This window comes from Haemophilus sp. SZY H68, assembly GCF_018829685.1.
GTDB classification, from domain to species: Bacteria; Pseudomonadota; Gammaproteobacteria; order Enterobacterales; family Pasteurellaceae; genus Haemophilus; species Haemophilus haemolyticus_K.
In genome coordinates, this window is the sequence record NZ_JAHKKB010000003.1 from 38,505 (window position 1) to 54,475 (window position 15,971).

At 39.4% G+C, this 15,971-nt stretch carries 17 protein-coding genes and 1 pseudogene; 15 read left to right on the plus strand and 3 right to left on the minus strand.

Going from position 1 to position 15,971, the window contains the following annotated elements:
- Positions 1 to 60: 60 nt before the first annotated feature.
- From pgl to gnd, 7 genes and pseudogenes are all read left to right on the plus strand, one after another.
- Entirely contained in the window at positions 61 to 759 is a 699-nt protein-coding gene (gene pgl / locus KP712_RS06415) for a 6-phosphogluconolactonase (RefSeq protein ID WP_215770732.1), read from the plus strand.
- Between the two features lie 33 nt (positions 760 to 792).
- Positions 793 to 1,185, plus strand: a complete 393-nt coding sequence (locus KP712_RS06420; RefSeq protein WP_118782561.1) for a GNAT family N-acetyltransferase — start codon at positions 793 to 795, stop codon at positions 1,183 to 1,185.
- Positions 1,186 to 1,250: 65 nt separating this feature from the next.
- On the plus strand, positions 1,251 to 1,583 hold the full coding sequence (locus tag KP712_RS06425; RefSeq protein WP_009499570.1) for a hypothetical protein: 333 nt from the start codon (positions 1,251 to 1,253) through the stop codon (positions 1,581 to 1,583).
- 16 nt (positions 1,584 to 1,599) lie between these two features.
- A pseudogene (locus KP712_RS09125) lies at positions 1,600 to 1,759 on the plus strand (GNAT family N-acetyltransferase); the annotation flags it as partial.
- A 99-nt stretch (positions 1,760 to 1,858) separates the two neighbouring features.
- Entirely contained in the window at positions 1,859 to 2,278 is a 420-nt protein-coding gene (locus KP712_RS06430) for a hypothetical protein (RefSeq protein ID WP_215770733.1), read from the plus strand.
- A gap of 103 nt (positions 2,279 to 2,381) precedes the next feature.
- Positions 2,382 to 3,002 (plus strand): hypothetical protein, encoded by a 621-nt coding sequence (locus KP712_RS06435; protein ID WP_009499573.1) that lies wholly within the window; start codon positions 2,382 to 2,384, stop codon positions 3,000 to 3,002.
- A gap of 241 nt (positions 3,003 to 3,243) precedes the next feature.
- On the plus strand, positions 3,244 to 4,698 hold the full coding sequence (gene gnd, locus KP712_RS06440; protein WP_215770234.1) for a decarboxylating NADP(+)-dependent phosphogluconate dehydrogenase: 1,455 nt from the start codon (positions 3,244 to 3,246) through the stop codon (positions 4,696 to 4,698).
- 132 nt (positions 4,699 to 4,830) lie between these two features.
- On the opposite strand, the gene pepD is transcribed toward gnd, so the two are convergent.
- A complete protein-coding gene (pepD, locus tag KP712_RS06445) occupies positions 4,831 to 6,288 on the minus strand; it encodes a beta-Ala-His dipeptidase (protein ID WP_215770734.1) in 1,458 nt (485 codons plus the stop codon).
- Between the two features lie 106 nt (positions 6,289 to 6,394).
- On the opposite strand from pepD, the gene gpt reads away from it, so the two are divergent.
- The 3 genes from gpt to KP712_RS06460 all read left to right on the plus strand — a co-directional run bounded on the left by gpt (position 6,395) and on the right by KP712_RS06460 (position 9,265).
- Entirely contained in the window at positions 6,395 to 6,862 is a 468-nt protein-coding gene (gene gpt, locus KP712_RS06450; RefSeq protein WP_048953410.1) for a xanthine phosphoribosyltransferase, read from the plus strand.
- Positions 6,863 to 7,002: 140 nt separating this feature from the next.
- Positions 7,003 to 7,620, plus strand: a complete 618-nt coding sequence (gene yihA / locus KP712_RS06455) for a ribosome biogenesis GTP-binding protein YihA/YsxC (protein WP_215770735.1) — start codon at positions 7,003 to 7,005, stop codon at positions 7,618 to 7,620.
- A gap of 115 nt (positions 7,621 to 7,735) precedes the next feature.
- Positions 7,736 to 9,265, plus strand: a complete 1,530-nt coding sequence (locus KP712_RS06460) for a YifB family Mg chelatase-like AAA ATPase (protein WP_215770736.1) — start codon at positions 7,736 to 7,738, stop codon at positions 9,263 to 9,265.
- A 33-nt stretch (positions 9,266 to 9,298) separates the two neighbouring features.
- Here the strand turns inward: KP712_RS06460 and deoC are convergent, their stop codons facing one another.
- Positions 9,299 to 9,970 carry a deoxyribose-phosphate aldolase gene (deoC, locus tag KP712_RS06465; protein WP_215770737.1) on the minus strand — a complete coding sequence of 224 codons (672 nt, stop codon included), beginning with the start codon at positions 9,968 to 9,970 and terminating at the stop codon, positions 9,299 to 9,301.
- A 109-nt stretch (positions 9,971 to 10,079) separates the two neighbouring features.
- On the opposite strand from deoC, the gene KP712_RS06470 reads away from it, so the two are divergent.
- From KP712_RS06470 to rfaC, 5 genes are all read left to right on the plus strand, one after another.
- The gene (locus KP712_RS06470) at positions 10,080 to 10,583 is read left to right on the plus strand and encodes a protein disulfide oxidoreductase (protein ID WP_215770738.1); all 504 of its coding nucleotides are present in this window, start codon (positions 10,080 to 10,082) and stop codon (positions 10,581 to 10,583) included.
- Between the two features lie 52 nt (positions 10,584 to 10,635).
- Positions 10,636 to 11,562, plus strand: a complete 927-nt coding sequence (gene rfaD, locus KP712_RS06475) for an ADP-glyceromanno-heptose 6-epimerase (RefSeq protein WP_005635765.1) — start codon at positions 10,636 to 10,638, stop codon at positions 11,560 to 11,562.
- An 85-nt stretch (positions 11,563 to 11,647) separates the two neighbouring features.
- Complete coding sequence (gene waaF / locus KP712_RS06480; RefSeq protein WP_049363979.1) at positions 11,648 to 12,688, plus strand: lipopolysaccharide heptosyltransferase II; 1,041 nt, start codon at positions 11,648 to 11,650, stop codon at positions 12,686 to 12,688.
- Positions 12,685 to 13,590: a DMT family transporter gene (locus KP712_RS06485; RefSeq protein ID WP_049363980.1), complete on the plus strand. Its 906-nt coding sequence runs from the start codon at positions 12,685 to 12,687 to the stop codon at positions 13,588 to 13,590. The genes waaF and KP712_RS06485 overlap by 4 nt, the downstream gene beginning before the upstream one ends.
- On the plus strand, positions 13,587 to 14,543 hold the full coding sequence (gene rfaC, locus KP712_RS06490) for a lipopolysaccharide heptosyltransferase RfaC (RefSeq protein ID WP_111407767.1): 957 nt from the start codon (positions 13,587 to 13,589) through the stop codon (positions 14,541 to 14,543). Before KP712_RS06485 ends, rfaC begins: the two co-directional genes overlap by 4 nt.
- 43 nt (positions 14,544 to 14,586) lie before the next feature.
- Here the strand turns inward: rfaC and KP712_RS06495 are convergent, their stop codons facing one another.
- Positions 14,587 to 15,810, minus strand: coding sequence for an MFS transporter (locus tag KP712_RS06495; RefSeq protein WP_215770739.1), 1,224 nt, complete (start codon positions 15,808 to 15,810; stop codon positions 14,587 to 14,589).
- Positions 15,811 to 15,971 lie beyond the last annotated feature (161 nt).

The following is a 15,971-nucleotide window of genomic DNA, read 5'->3' on the forward strand; positions in this document are numbered from 1 at the left end:
AGCCCACCGCCCTTAATATCTAACATAATAAATTGTGGGCTAAGGCCCAACGGAAAATCAATGAACTATATCAGCTTCCCAACAGCTCAACACGCGGTTGAAAAGATCGCCCAAGAATTTGTGATTTATAGCCAATTAAATCATCTCGTACATATTTCCCTTTCTGGTGGATCAACACCTAAGTTGTTATTTAAAACCTTAGCTAAATCGCCTTATGCTGAACAAATTAACTGGAAAAATCTGCATTTTTGGTGGGGAGATGATCGTATGGTTCCGTCATCTGATCCTGAAAGCAACTATGGCGAAGTACAAAAACTTTTATTCGATCACATTCAAATTCCAGCAGAAAATATCCACCGAATTCGTGGTGAAAATGAACCGCACTTTGAGCTAAAACGTTTCGAAGAAGAATTAAGTGCGGTCATTCCAAACGGTGTTTTTGATTGGATCATTTTAGGCATGGGGATAGATGGTCATACCGCTTCTCTTTTCCCACATCAAACCAATTTTGATGATGAAAACCTTGCTGTCATTGCCAAGCACCCTGAAAGCGGCCAAATTCGTATTTCTAAAACAGCCAAACTCATTGAACAAGCCAAACGCATTACCTACTTAGTCACTGGCGAAAGCAAAGCGGATATTTTAAAAGAAATCCAAACGACTCCAGCTGAAAACCTTCCTTACCCTGCAGCAAAAATTAAAGCAAAAAATGGGGCGACGGAATGGTATTTGGATAAAACGGCGGCAAAATTGCTATAACAAGTTGAGTATCAAATATCACAGGCTTGCAAAATGATAGACTACAAAGTGAATGAACCGATTTCAGTTAAACAATTTATTGAATTGCTAAATAAAACAACGCTCGGGGCACGCCGTCCGTTAGAGGATGAAAAACGTGTCGCAGCGATGCTGCACCATGCAGATTTATTAGTCACCGCTTGGGATGGTGAACGATTAGTGGGTGCTGCACGTTCGGTGACGGATTTTGCCTATTGCTGTTATTTATCTGATTTAGCAGTTGATGAACAATATCAAAAACAAGGTATCGGTTTGCAATTGATTGAACACACTAAGCAAGCCCTACATCCACAAGCCAAAATTGTGCTTTTATCGGCTCCACAAGCCGTGGATTATTATCCGCATATTGGATTTACGCAGCATATGAGTGCATGGACGAAGAGTTAATTTATTAGCATTGTATGGATTAAAGTAAGATTAAAATATAGATACATCAGATGCGGAGTGACTTAATGTTGAATTTAGATAATAAAAAATTTGTTGCTGTTGAAAACACCGCAAATGGTGAAGTGAGTAGCCAAACCGAATTTCATTACCATCAACAAGGTAAAATGATTTGGGCCGAATATGGTGGCGGTGAAATTTTAAAAGGCTTCTTAATTGGGAAATGGATTGACGATATTCAAATTGAATTTACGTATCAACATTTAAATCAATCTCTAGAAAACCGTTTGGGGCGTTGTTGTACCACATTTTCTTTAGAAAAGAGTAAACTCATCGGCTATGAAAAATGGCAGTGGCTAGACACGTTAGAGCAAGGCAGCTCTTTAATTAGAGAAATTTAAAAGAAGTTTTGCTATAGAATATCAGAAACAAGGTATTATCTTGTAGTTTATTGAACACACTAAACAAGTCTTGCACCCACAAGCACAAAATTGTGCTTTTATCTGCTCCACAAGTGGTGGATTATTATCCGCATATTGGGTTTACGCAGCACATGAGTGCATGGACAAAGAGTTAAAAAACGCTTGGAAAAGTAATCGCACTTTTGCCGCAAGAAGATGGATTACTGATGATGCGAGCCATCGTGCGATAAGTCCCACTTAAATGGAGATAAAAGATGAAAAAACTTTTAATAATTGCCTTAGCAGCCGTGCTTGTTGCTTGTTCTTCCGGCATTAATGTTGATGAGCTTATAATGAAAATGCCGAAAAATGACCGCACTTTTGTGGTTCAGATTCCGGCAGCAAGCAATGCAGTTTCCAATACTATGATTGTTGGAATGATCAAAACTTCAGGCTCTCCGTCGGCCTCAAATATAATGCAGATTTTGGCGATGGATAATGCTAATGTCGGCGTGGCAGGCGATAGTCAAATAGTGAATAAAGCCACCGCACTTTATGCATTAGAACACGTGATGAAAGTCGGTAAAAATGTTGGTATCTATATGATGGGCGACAGTGAAAGCGATAAAGCCGATTTAGAAAAACCAGCAAACAGAAAAAATATTAAATTACATTATTTCATTAACCAAAAGTAATCTGTTTGATAGTGCACACTTCATAGCGTGTGTTTGTGGCAAAGGCACACGTTTCGAAACGTGTGCCATCGTGGGTTCAATTAATTAATGGCTTAATAGGATTATGAACTTAGAATCTAACACCATTGGTATTTTAGTCAGTTTTAGTAGCTTGGTTGCAACAATTATAACTGGTTGGATTGCTATTTGGATTTCTCAAAAGACTTTTTCTTATTCTCAAAAAAAACAAGATTTTGAGTATTTAAGTTATGCTATAGAAAATTTTGCCTCCATCTCAGAATGGAGGAGAATTAAACGACAATTATTTTTTAGAACAATATCTTATTTTAAAGGATTAGACGATAAACAGATAATATTATTAATAACCATATTAAAGAATGATAAGAATTCTGATTTGGTTAAGTTAAATATAATAACTAGAGGAATAAAAGAAAAATTAATAAAGTTATTATATAAAAACAACTCAACAGTAATAGAACCCATGTATAAAGATAAGTTCAGTTACCTATTATTTAGAAAATCTAGTTCTTATAAAATATTTTCTTGGCTTTTATTCCTTATTTGGTTGTTTTTCATACTTTGTATTAGTATTGAGATAAACCTTATATCTAAAAGTATAATAACTTTTCATTTATTGTCTTTACCTTTTGTATGGATTCCTGAGTACTATTTACTAAGAAGTATCGATAATAGAGAGCAAATAGATAAACTAGAGGCCTACTAATTTCGTTAATAAGAAGGTTGGATTTATCCGACCATCAACGTTTTTGATAGCGCGCGTCTCCTGACGCGTGCTGATAACTTACTAAATTTGTAAGGCTCGCGTCGGGAGACGCGCGCCAGCGTAAATAAAAAATAATTGAAAAAACGACTGCACTTTTTGCGTGTAGTCATGTGGTGCAACTTGTTGCACCAAAGTATTCAAATCGGTACAACAACCTGTACCCTACCAACAGGAGAAAACAATGTCAGTAAAAGGCGACATCGGTGTTATCGGCTTAGCCGTAATGGGGCAAAACCTCATTTTAAATATGAATGATCACGGCTTTAAAGTGGTGGCGTATAACCGCACCACGTCAAAAGTGGATGAATTTTTACAAGGTGCGGCAAAAGGCACCAATATTATTGGTGCATACTCTTTAGAAGATTTAGCCGCTAAATTAGAAAAACCGCGCAAAGTGATGTTAATGGTGCGCGCAGGTGATGTGGTGGATCAATTCATTGAGGCATTATTACCGCACTTAGAAGAAGGCGACATCATTATTGATGGTGGTAACTCAAACTACCCAGATACCAACCGTCGTGTAAAATCATTGGCTGAAAAAGGCATCCGCTTTATCGGTTCGGGTGTTTCGGGCGGTGAAGAAGGCGCGCGCCATGGGCCATCTATCATGCCAGGTGGTAACCACGAAGCATGGCAATATGTGAAACCAATCTTCCAAGCAATTTCAGCTAAAACAGAACAAGGCGAACCTTGCTGTGACTGGGTTGGCAGTGAAGGCGCTGGCCACTTTGTGAAAATGGTTCACAATGGTATTGAATACGGCGATATGCAATTAATCTGTGAGGCTTACCAATTCTTAAAAGAAGGTTTAGGCTTAAGCTATGAAGAAATGCAAGCCATCTTCGCAGAATGGAAAAAAACTGAACTTGATAGTTATTTAATCGATATCACCACCGACATTCTTGGTTATAAAGATGCAGATGGTGAGCCATTAGTTGAAAAAATCTTAGATACCGCTGGTCAAAAAGGGACAGGTAAATGGACGGGTATCAACGCATTAGATTTTGGTATTCCATTAACCTTAATCACTGAATCCGTCTTTGCTCGTTGTGTGTCTTCATTTAAAGATCAACGTGTTGCAGCAAATCAATTATTCAATAAAACAGTTGTTCCAGTTGAAGGTGACAAAAAAGTTTGGATTGAAGCTGTGCGTAAAGCATTATTGGCGTCAAAAATCATTTCTTACGCACAAGGATTTATGCTGATTCGTGAAGCCTCTGAACAATTTGGCTGGAACATCAACTACGGTGCAACCGCATTATTATGGCGTGAAGGTTGTATTATCCGTAGCCGTTTCTTAGGTAACATTCGTGATGCATATGAAGCAAATCCAGATTTAATCTTCTTAGGTTCAGATAGTTACTTCAAAGGCATTTTAGAAAACGCATTAAGCGACTGGCGTAAAGTGGTGGCAAAATCGATCGAAGTGGGTATCCCAATGCCTTGTATGGCATCTGCGATTACCTTCTTAGACGGTTACACTTCAGCCCGTTTACCGGCAAACTTATTGCAAGCACAACGTGACTACTTCGGCGCACATACTTATGAGCGTACTGATAAACCACGCGGTGAATTCTTCCATACTAACTGGACTGGTCGTGGTGGGAATACTGCCTCTACCACTTATGATGTGTAGTTAAAAATATCGCTAAAAATTACCGCACTTTTAGGTATTAAAGTGCGGTATTTTTTTATCTCTTTTTTGTTTATTTTGAGATATTTAAAAAGGCGATAAAAATATTGAAATTCCATCGCTTTTTATTATTTATTAAGCTTTAACTGGTATATCAGCTAATACATTTACTAATACATTCCAGTAGGTTGTGACAGTAGAAATCTGTACTTTCTCATCTGGTGAATGCGCATTACGGATAGTTGGTCCTAGAGAAATCATTTCGATATTAGGATAATGCTCTTTGAGTAATCCACATTCCAAACCCGCATGAATGACTTTAATATCAGGTTGTTTGCCTAACACTGCAGCATAATGTTTTTGGGTAAGATTTAATATGGAGGAATCATTGACTGGTTTCCAACCTGGATATGGTGCTGAAAATTCAGTTTTCGCACCAGCAAGGTTGGCAACAGAGGTTAATAATTCTGTTACATAATCTTTACCGCTTTCAATTAATGAACGTACTAAAATAGTCCCCTTCACACTGTGATTTTCGGTCTTTAATACCCCAATACTGAGTGAACTTTCGACAACATTTTTGATTACATCGCTATTACGAATGACGCCGTTAGGTAATGCGTTTAATAAATGAATGACTTTTTCTGTTGATTCTAAGGTAAAGATGGATTGTGGTTTTTCCGCTGATTCTAAGAAAAGCTTAAGGTTAGGTTCAGCAATGAATAATTCTTCTTTTAATAAAATGTTTAGTTTTTCTACCTCACTTTCAAAAGCATGAGGTTCGCCATTGAAAACTAGAATCGCAACAGCTTCTCGAGGAATAGCGTTTCGAATTGAACCACCACGAATTTCTGCAAGCTGGAAAGGAGAAGTGTTTTGTGGAAGTTTCGCTAATACGCGAGCCATAACTTTGATTGCATTAGCTCGTCCAGTATGAATATCGCAACCTGAATGTCCACCACGCAAACCTTTCAATGTGAGTTGAATTGATTGCTCAAAAGTGTTGTTTTCCCATTGAATTGGTATTGATAAATTGGCATTAATTCCTCCGGCACAACCGATATAAATTTCTCCGACTTCTTCAGTGTCAGTATTGATAAGAATGTCCGATTGTAGCCAATTACGACGGAGGTGTAATGCACCGTCCATTCCTGTTTCTTCTGTCATGGTAAGAAGGACTTCAAGTGGTGGATGTGCAATATTATCGCTTTCAAGAACGGCTAATGTAGATGCTAAACCAATACCATTATCGGAACCAAGCGTTGTTCCTTTTGCTTTTACCCAATCGCCATCAATATAAGGACGAATCGGATCTTTAGTGAAATCATGTGGATTACCTTCATTAGCCTGAGGCACCATATCCAAGTGGGCTTGCAATACAACAGGTGTGCGATTTTCCATACCTACTGTTGCTGGTTTGCGAATTAATACATTACCCGCCTCGTCACGTTCTGCAAAAAAATGCTTTTCTTTTGCCCAGTTAACAATAAAGTTTGCAAGTGTATCTTCATGATGAGATGGATGTGGTATTGCACAAATTTGATCGAACCATTTCCATAGCAATTCGGGTTGAAGTGTTGTAATTTCAGACATAGTTTCTCCTTTTTATCGAAAAAGTTTGAGGAAATAATAGCATAAAATGCTATTTCAGGTTATCCTTACGCAATTTTTATTTATTGACAAAATTTAGGGTATTAAAATGAGTGAAAAATATGTGGTGACTTGGGATATGTTCCAAATGCATGCTCGTAAATTATCAGAGCGTTTACTTCCAGCATCCCAATGGAAAGGTATTATTGCCGTGAGTCGCGGTGGTTTATTCCCTGCTGCTGTATTAGCTCGCGAGTTAAGCATTCGCCACGTAGAAACCGTTTGTATTGCAAGTTATCATGACCACAATAATCAAGGTGAATTGCAGGTTCTTCACGCTGCACAGGTACCAAATGGCGGAGAAGGTTTTATCATAGTTGATGATCTAGTTGATACAGGTAATACTGCACGTGCAATCCGTGAAATGTATCCAAATGCAAAATTTGTGACAGTATTTGCAAAACCAGCAGGGGCAGAATTAGTTGATGATTATGTGATTGATATTCCTCAAAATACTTGGATTGAACAGCCTTGGGACTTAGGATTAATGTTTGTCCCGCCTCTTGCAAGAAAATAAGTTTATTCTTTAGACTTGAATGCGAAATCTCTTTGATTTCGCATTTTTTTATCTCTTAATTTGCCTTTTGAGTTAATCCGTGTCATTTCGGAAACAGGATTATTTATGCTATTCTAAGCGCAATTTTAAAAGGAATCCTTATGTCTGAAATTAAACTTAATTACCATAAAACTCACTTTTTAACGAGTGCGCCGAATATTCGTTCCATTCCTGAAGATACTGGCATTGAAATTGCGTTTGCGGGGCGTTCAAATGCGGGAAAATCAACCGCACTTAATGCATTAACTAATCAAAAAAGCTTAGCTCGCACCTCAAAAACACCGGGGCGCACGCAACTCATTAACTTATTTGAAGTAGAACCAAATTGTAAATTGGTAGATTTACCGGGCTATGGTTATGCTGCCGTACCAGAGCAAATGAAAATCCAATGGCAAAAATCCTTAGGTGAATATTTGCAAAAACGTGAATGTTTGGCGGGATTAGTTGTGTTGATGGATATTCGCCATCCACTTAAAGATCTTGACCAACAAATGATTGAATGGGCGGTTTCAGCTGATTTACCAGTACTTTTATTGCTTACTAAAGCCGATAAATTGAGCCAAAGCGCACGTAGTAAACAAGTCAAAGTGGTGCGCGAAGCGATTCTCCCATTCCAAGGTGACATTCAAGTGGAAGCCTTTTCTGCACAAAATAAAATTGGAATTGATAAATTGGCGGCGAAATTAGATTTTTGGTTTTCGCCACTTTTTGCGGAATAAAATGTAAATTTTGCGATCTAGATCGCAAGAAAAGCACATGATGAATGATTTCATTATGTGCTTTTTTTTATAGTGCAAAAACTATCTTCATTTTTATCGCACTTTAAGGATTATCATGTCTCTTGCTATCGTTTACAGTCGTGCCTCTATGGGTGTGCAAGCGCCACTTGTCACTATTGAAGTGCATTTAAGCAACGGAAAACCAGGATTTACGCTTGTTGGTTTGCCAGAAAAAACGGTGAAAGAGGCACAAGATCGGGTGCGTAGTGCGTTAATGAATGCACAATTTAAATATCCGGCCAAACGTATCACTGTGAATCTCGCACCTGCGGATTTACCGAAAGAAGGTGGTCGATTTGATTTGCCTATTGCCATCGGAATTTTAGCCGCATCGGATCAGCTTGATGCGAGCCGCTTAAAGCAATTTGAATTTGTGGCGGAGCTTGCGCTGACGGGGCAATTACGTGGCGTTCATGGTGTAATCCCCGCTATTCTTGCGGCGCAAAAGTCAAAGCGAGAATTAATTATCGCGAAGCAAAATGCGAGTGAAGCTTCTCTCGTTTCTGAACAAAAAACTTATTTTGCACAAACGCTTTTAGATGTAGTGCAATTTCTCAATGGCCAGGAAAAATTACCCCTTGCCACTGAAATTGTGAAAGAAAGTGCGGTAAATTTTTCGGGCAAAAATACGTTAGATTTAACGGATATTATCGGACAACAACACGCCAAACGAGCATTGACCATTGCCGCAGCAGGGCAGCATAATTTACTCTTTCTTGGCCCTCCGGGTACAGGGAAAACCATGTTAGCTAGCCGATTGACAGGGCTTTTACCTGAAATGACCGATCTAGAAGCGATAGAAACGGCATCTGTAACGAGTTTAGTGCAAAACGAGTTGAATTTTCATAATTGGAAACAACGTCCTTTTCGTGCACCGCACCATAGTGCATCAATGCCAGCTTTAGTTGGAGGCGGAACGATCCCTAAACCCGGCGAAATATCCTTAGCAACAAATGGCGTACTGTTTCTTGATGAACTTCCAGAGTTTGAACGAAAAGTATTGGATGCACTACGTCAGCCTTTAGAAAGTGGTGAGATTATTATTTCTCGTGCTAATGCAAAAATTCAATTCCCGGCTCGTTTTCAATTAGTAGCAGCGATGAACCCAAGCCCGACAGGCCATTATACTGGAACACATAACCGCACTTCACCACAACAAATTATGCGTTATTTGAATCGACTTTCAGGACCATTTTTAGATCGTTTCGATTTGTCTATTGAAGTGCCTTTACTGCCACAAGGTAGCTTACAAAATACAGGTGATCGTGGTGAAACCAGCGAACAAGTTCGTGAAAAAGTGTTAAAAGTGCGTGAGATTCAAATGGAAAGAGCGGGAAAAATTAACGCTTATTTGAATAGTAAAGAGATTGAACGTGATTGCAAGTTAAGTGATAAAGATTCATTTTTCCTTGAAAATGCGCTGAATAAGCTTGGGCTTTCTGTACGGGCTTATCATCGTATTTTGAAAGTTTCTCGAACCATTGCTGATCTACAAGGAGAACAACAAATTTCTCAACCGCACTTGGCGGAGGCCTTGGGCTATAGAGCAATGGATCGTTTGTTGCAGAAATTGTCGAATATGTAAAAACGCGTAGTGAGAATACCACGCGTGAAAGGATCAGTAAGTGCTTTGGGTGTCTTGTGTACCGCTAATAATTGCAATGCCCGCACTTGCACCAATGCGTGTTGCACCCGCGTTAATCATTGCAAGTGCTGTTTCAGTATCACGCACGCCGCCTGATGCTTTAACACCAATATTGCCGACCGTTTGTTTCATCAATGCAACATCTTCTACAGTCGCACCGCCTTTGTTGAAACCAGTTGATGTTTTAACAAAAGCCACACCGATTTCTTTACAAATTTCGCAGGCTTTCACTATTTCATCTTTAGTGAGCAAACAAGTTTCTAAAATCACTTTTAATGGCGTGCCATTACAAGCATTAAATACAGCTTGAATATCTTGTTTTACTGCATCCCATTTTTGCGATTTTATCCAACCTACATTAATTACCATATCAATCTCATTTGCACCCGCTTTAATAGATTCTTGCGTTTCAAATGCTTTTACAGAGGTTAAATTCGCCCCCAAAGGGAAGCCAACTACGGTACAAATTTTTATATTTGAGCCAGAAAGTTTTCCTTTAGCGAGTGGAATATAACCAGAATTGATACATACAGAATAAAATCCGTGTTCAATCGCTTCATTACAGAGTGTCAAAATATCTTGTTCATTTTTTTCTGCGGTAAGTGCGGTGTGATCGATATATTGAGCAAGTTGATTCGGTGCCATGATTTTCCTCCTTTATTTATGTTTTACCTATTGTAGCAAAAATCCCTTGTTTTTGACTGTGCTTTTATGCTTGATTACAATCATCTCAATGCGATAAGGAATAAAGAAAATGAAGATTAAAAAACTACTTAAGAATGGATTATCCCTCTTTTTAACTTTTATTGTGATGAGTAACATACTGGATTTTGTTCGCCGTCCTGTGGTGCCAGAGGAAATAAATAAAATCACGTTACAAGATCTTCAAGGGAATACGTTCTCTCTTGAAAGTCTTGACCAAAATAAAGCGACGTTGCTTTATTTTTGGGGCACTTGGTGTGGCTATTGTCGTTATACTTCGCCAGCAATTAATTCTTTAGCAAACGAAGGCTATCAAGTTGTGTCGGTGGCATTACGTTCAGGCAATGAGGCGGACGTAAATAATTATTTAAGTGAACATGACTACCACTTCACTACAGTGAATGACCCAAAAGGCGAGCTTGCAAAACAATGGCAAATTAATGTGACGCCCACAATTGTGCTATTGAGTAAAGGCAAAATGGATCTTGTTACAACCGGCCTCACGAGTTATTGGGGATTAAAAGTGCGGTTGTTTTTAGCAGAGTTTTTTGGCTAAGCGGTAGAAAATCTATTACAATACGCAGACTTATTTTAAAGAGGACAGAATTATGATTATCGTAACAGGCGGCGCAGGTTTTATTGGCAGCAATATTGTCAAAGCATTAAATGATTTAGGGCGCAAAGATATTTTAGTGGTAGATAACTTAAAAGATGGCACAAAATTCGCAAATTTAGTTGATTTAGACATTGCAGATTATTGTGATAAAGAAGATTTCATTGCTTCTATTATTGCAGGCGACGAATTTGGTGATATTGATGCGGTATTCCATGAGGGGGCATGTTCTGCGACTACGGAATGGGATGGTAAATACATTATGCACAATAACTATGAATATTCTAAAGAGTTGTTGCACTATTGTCTTGATCGCGAAATCCCTTTCTTCTATGCCTCAAGTGCGGCAACTTATGGTGATACTAAAGTATTCCGTGAAGAACGTGAATTTGAAGGTCCATTAAATGTTTATGGCTATTCTAAATTCTTGTTCGACCAATATGTGCGCAACATTTTGCAAGAAGCAAAATCGCCAGTATGTGGTTTCCGTTATTTCAATGTTTACGGGCCGCGTGAAAATCATAAAGGTTCTATGGCGAGCGTAGCATTCCACTTGAATAACCAAATCTTAAAAGGCGAAAATCCAAAATTATTTGCAGGCAGCGAACACTTCCGCCGTGATTTTGTTTATGTGGGTGATGTGGCTGCAGTGAATATTTGGTGTTGGCAAAATGGTATTTCTGGTATTTACAACCTTGGTACAGGAAATGCAGAAAGTTTCCGTGCGGTGGCTGATGCGGTAGTGAAATTCCACGGTAAAGGCGAGATTGAAACCATTCCATTCCCAGAGCATTTGAAATCTCGTTATCAAGAATATACTCAAGCAGATTTGACTAAACTTCGCTCAACAGGCTACGATAAACCATTCAAAACAGTCGCCGAAGGCGTGGCTGAATATATGGCATGGTTGAATAGAAAATAAACCGTAGGTTTGCCTACTTCCCATCAACAAAGTGCGGTTAAAAATCTCGGTATTTTTGACCGCACTTTTATCTGAAAGACAGAAAATGAATATTCTAATTATTGGCCCATCTTGGGTTGGCGATATGATGATGTCGCACAGTTTGTACCAGCAACTGAAAATTCAATATCCAAACTGCAATATTGATGTGATGGCACCGAATTGGTGTAAGCCTTTGCTTGCACGTATGCCAGAGGTGCGTAAGGCGATTGAAATGCCATTAGGGCACCGGGCCTTTGAATTGGGAACGCGTTATCGTTTAGGGAAATCTTTGCGTGAACAATATGATATGGCGATTATTTTGCCTAACTCATTGAAATCTGCGTTTGTTCCTTTCTTTGCAAAAATTGCTCATCGTCGGGGTTGGAAAGGTGAAAGCCGTTATATTTTATTGAATGATTTACGTGCTAATAAAAAAGATTATCCGATGATGGTGCAGCGTTATGTTGCATTGGCTTTTGAAAAAGATGCTGTACCAAAAGCTGATGATATTCCTGTCTTGAAACCCTATTTGACGGTTGAGCCAGCGCAACAAACTGAAACCTTAAAAAAATTTGAAAAACAAACCGCACTTTTAGTCGAGCGTCCAATTATTGGTTTTTGTCCTGGTGCAGAATTTGGCCCAGCAAAACGTTGGCCGCATTATCATTATGCAAAATTAGCAGAAATGTTAATTACACAAGGCTATGCAGTGGAGCTATTTGGTTCTGCTAAAGATGAACCTGGGGGCGAAGAAATTCGTCAAGCGCTGCCAGAAGAGTTGCGTGAGTTTTGTGTCAATTTAGCAGGAAAAACAAATTTAAATGAAGCAGTGGATTTAATTGCAAATTGTACGGCAGTCGTGACCAATGACAGTGGTTTGATGCATATTGCGGCAGCAGTAAATCGTCCATTGATTGCACTTTATGGCCCAACGAGTCCGCAATATACGCCGCCGCTTTCGGATAAAGCAACGATTATTCGTTTAATTGAAGGTGGATTGATTAAAGTCCGTAAAGGCGATAAAGAGGGCGGTTATCATCAAAGTTTGATTGATATTACGCCAGAAATGGCATTAGAAAAATTAGAGGCATTATTAGCAAAATGAACCCTCTACGCATACATTTACAATTAATTGGAATGGTGATTTTATGGGGCGCCTCTTGGCCTTGGGGACGAGTGGTTGCCCAAGCTATGCCGACATTTGTTGCTTCAAGCGCGCGCTTTTTTTTCGCCATTATTCCACTCATTATTTGGCTATATGCAGCGAATCGTTTCAAATATGCTAAACAACTGCGACCTAATCAATGGGTGGGGTTATTGTTAACGGCTTTGCTTGGGATCTTTGGTTATTCGACTTTCTTTATTTGGGGTTTGAAATATGTTCCAGCAGGGCAAGGAACGATGGTCGTTGCCTCTAATCCCGTCTTTACGATGTTTTTTGCTATTTTATTATTTAAAGAAAAATGGAATCGCTGGGTTGTATTAGGGATGATTATTGCCATCAGCGGTTCTTTGTTAGCCATGACAAAAGGGAATCCAACTAACCTCTTACAAAATTTTGGGTTTGGTCAAATGTTATTGCTTTGTGCTTTAGTTTGCTGGGTTGCTTATACTTTATTGGCTCGTAAAGTATTAATCGGAATTGATTCTCTCACTGCTACCACGATTTCTTCTACTTTTGGTTTTTTTATGCTGACGTTGGCAGCATTATGGATGGAAAGTGCGGAAGATTGGGCAACCGTATTTCAATTAAATGGATCGCAATGGTTTAGTTTACTTGGTCTTGCATTTGGCTCAACGGTATTGGCTTATGCATGGTATTTTGATGGTGTGAAACACTTAGGGGCGGGCAATGCCTCGGCCTATATTATTCTTGTGCCGATTTTAGGCATTTTATTTTCAGCCGTTTGGTTGAATGAACAGGTGGATTCATCCTTAATTATTGGCGGTATTTTAGCGGTGTCAGGTCTCGGTATTATGCACTGGGGAAGAAGGTTAATTAAATGAAAGTATGTGTGATTAAGACTTCCTCTATGGGCGATGTGATTCATACTTTGCCCGCCTTGACTGATGCACAAAAGGCGATCCCCAGTTTAAGCATTGATTGGGTGGTGGAAGAAAACTTTGCAGAAATTCCACGTTGGCATTCCGCTGTAAATCGAGTGCTCCCTATTGCTCTGCGTCGTTGGCGTAAATCGCCTTTTTCTATTCAAACAAGAAATGAGTGGAAAAATTACCGCACTTTGTTGCAGGCTAAAAACTATGATGCGGTAATTGATGCACAAGGGCTCATTAAAAGTGCATTATTTGCAACTCGTTTCGCTCAAGGTGTGAAACATGGCTATGATCGCCAAAGTATCCGAGAGCCGTTAGCGTCTTTTTTCTACGATAAAAAATATGCCATTTCTTATCAACAGCATGCTGTGGAACGAATTCGTCAGCTTTTTGCTCAAAGTTTAGGTTATGAATTACCTCAAGTTCAGGGCGACTATGGTATTGCTCGCCATTTTCTTCATCAAACTTCAGAAAAAAACTATGTGGTATTTATTCATTCTACAACTCGGGCAGATAAGCATTGGGAAGAATCTGAGTGGCAAAAATTGGTTGAAAAAATTACCGCACTTTCTGATTACGAAATTCGCTTGCCTTGGGGAAGTGAACAGGAAAAAGCGCGAGCAGAGCGTTTGGCTCAAGCTCATTCTAATGTGATCGTGTTGCCTAAGTTAACTTTAACGGAGCTTGCAAAACAGCTTGCGAATGCAAAAGCCGTAGTGTCGGTGGATACAGGCTTGGCGCATTTAACTGCCGCCTTGGATAAGCCCAATATTACGCTTTATGGCGCAACGGATCCTAAATTGATTGGCTGTTATGGTAAAAATCAGCATTACTTATCGGCAAGTTCAATGAAAGAGATTTCAGCTGAACAAGTATTCTTACAATTGCTTACTTTTATTTCATAAAAAATGCTCGCACTTGGCGAGCATTTTTATCTTTTATATTTTCTTAGTCTAAGGCTTTACCTTTTAATTCAGGGATTAAGAAAATTGTCGCTAACATATCAATTACGTAGATAATCGCAAGTAGGGCGATGGCAGTTTGGAAGGAGTATGCGAGCACAACTGCGCCCACAACCACAGGTCCAAATCCCCCTACGGCACGACCAATATTGAAAAGTACGTTTTGTGCGGTTGCTCGAGCTTCTGTTGGGTAGGCTTCTGCCATCAATGCACCGTAACCGCCCATCATTCCGTTCACAAACATACCTAAAAATGCCCCAGCAAGAAGCATGATGTCAGGATCGGTAAGTTGTGAGTAAACCACGATACTTATCACCGCGCCTAATTGGAAAAGTAAGAAACTTGGTTTGCGTCCGATGCGGTCAGCAAGTTGTCCGAAAATCCAAATTCCAGCCATCATGCCACAGACGGTAACGGCTGTCCAAAGTCCAGATTTAGTTAAACTGAATCCAAGTTGTTTTGATAAGAAATTAGGTAACCAAATCATAATGCCGTAATAACCGAAGTTTTGTACGGAGGTGAGTACGACGATACCAAGACTAATTTTGCTCGTGGCTTTATCTTTCATAAGAAGCTGAAATGAACGTAATTTATCAGTAAAACTGGATTGCGTTGAAAGTGCGGTTTGTTTTTGAGTGAAAATTTCAGGTTCGTGTAGATGAGAACGTAAGAACCAAGCGACAAATGCAGGGAAGATACCTACTAAGAACATTCCACGCCAGCCAATATGCGGGAGCAATAATGGTGTAAGTAATGCGGCACCTAACACACCAGCTTGCCAACCTAATGCAACATAAGATGCTGCTTTAGCTCGGTGGCGTGCGGGCCATGCTTCGGCTGCTAGAGCCATCCCAATTCCAAATTCACCGCCTAATCCAATACCAGCAATTGTGCGATAAATCAGTAAGTCCCAATAACCTTGCGCAATCGCACATAAACCAGTAAACACCGCAAAGAGAAGAATAGTCCAAGTAAGCACGCGTACACGTCCGTATTTATCGCTTAATGCGCCAAATAAAATGCCGCCAAAAACTGCGCCAATCAGTGTCCAAGTTACGAGAGATCCACCTTGGGCTGGTGTTAGATTTAAGTCTGCAGAAATTGCGCTAAGCATGAAACCTAAAATGAGAAGATCGAAACCGTCCATTGCATAGCCGACGGCAGAGCCAATTAAGGCTTTCCAGACATAACTGTTTACTTTGTTTGTCATGATGTGTCCTTTTGTTACTCGCAGGTAACATTTAAAGTGAAAAGAGAGGTGATTAAAAATCGGTGCCTAGTTTACTGCATTGATGAAAAAATTCAATGAGCGTAATAAAAATAAGAAGAATAAAAAATTGATTTTGAATAAGAAGGAAAGAAGAAAAATAA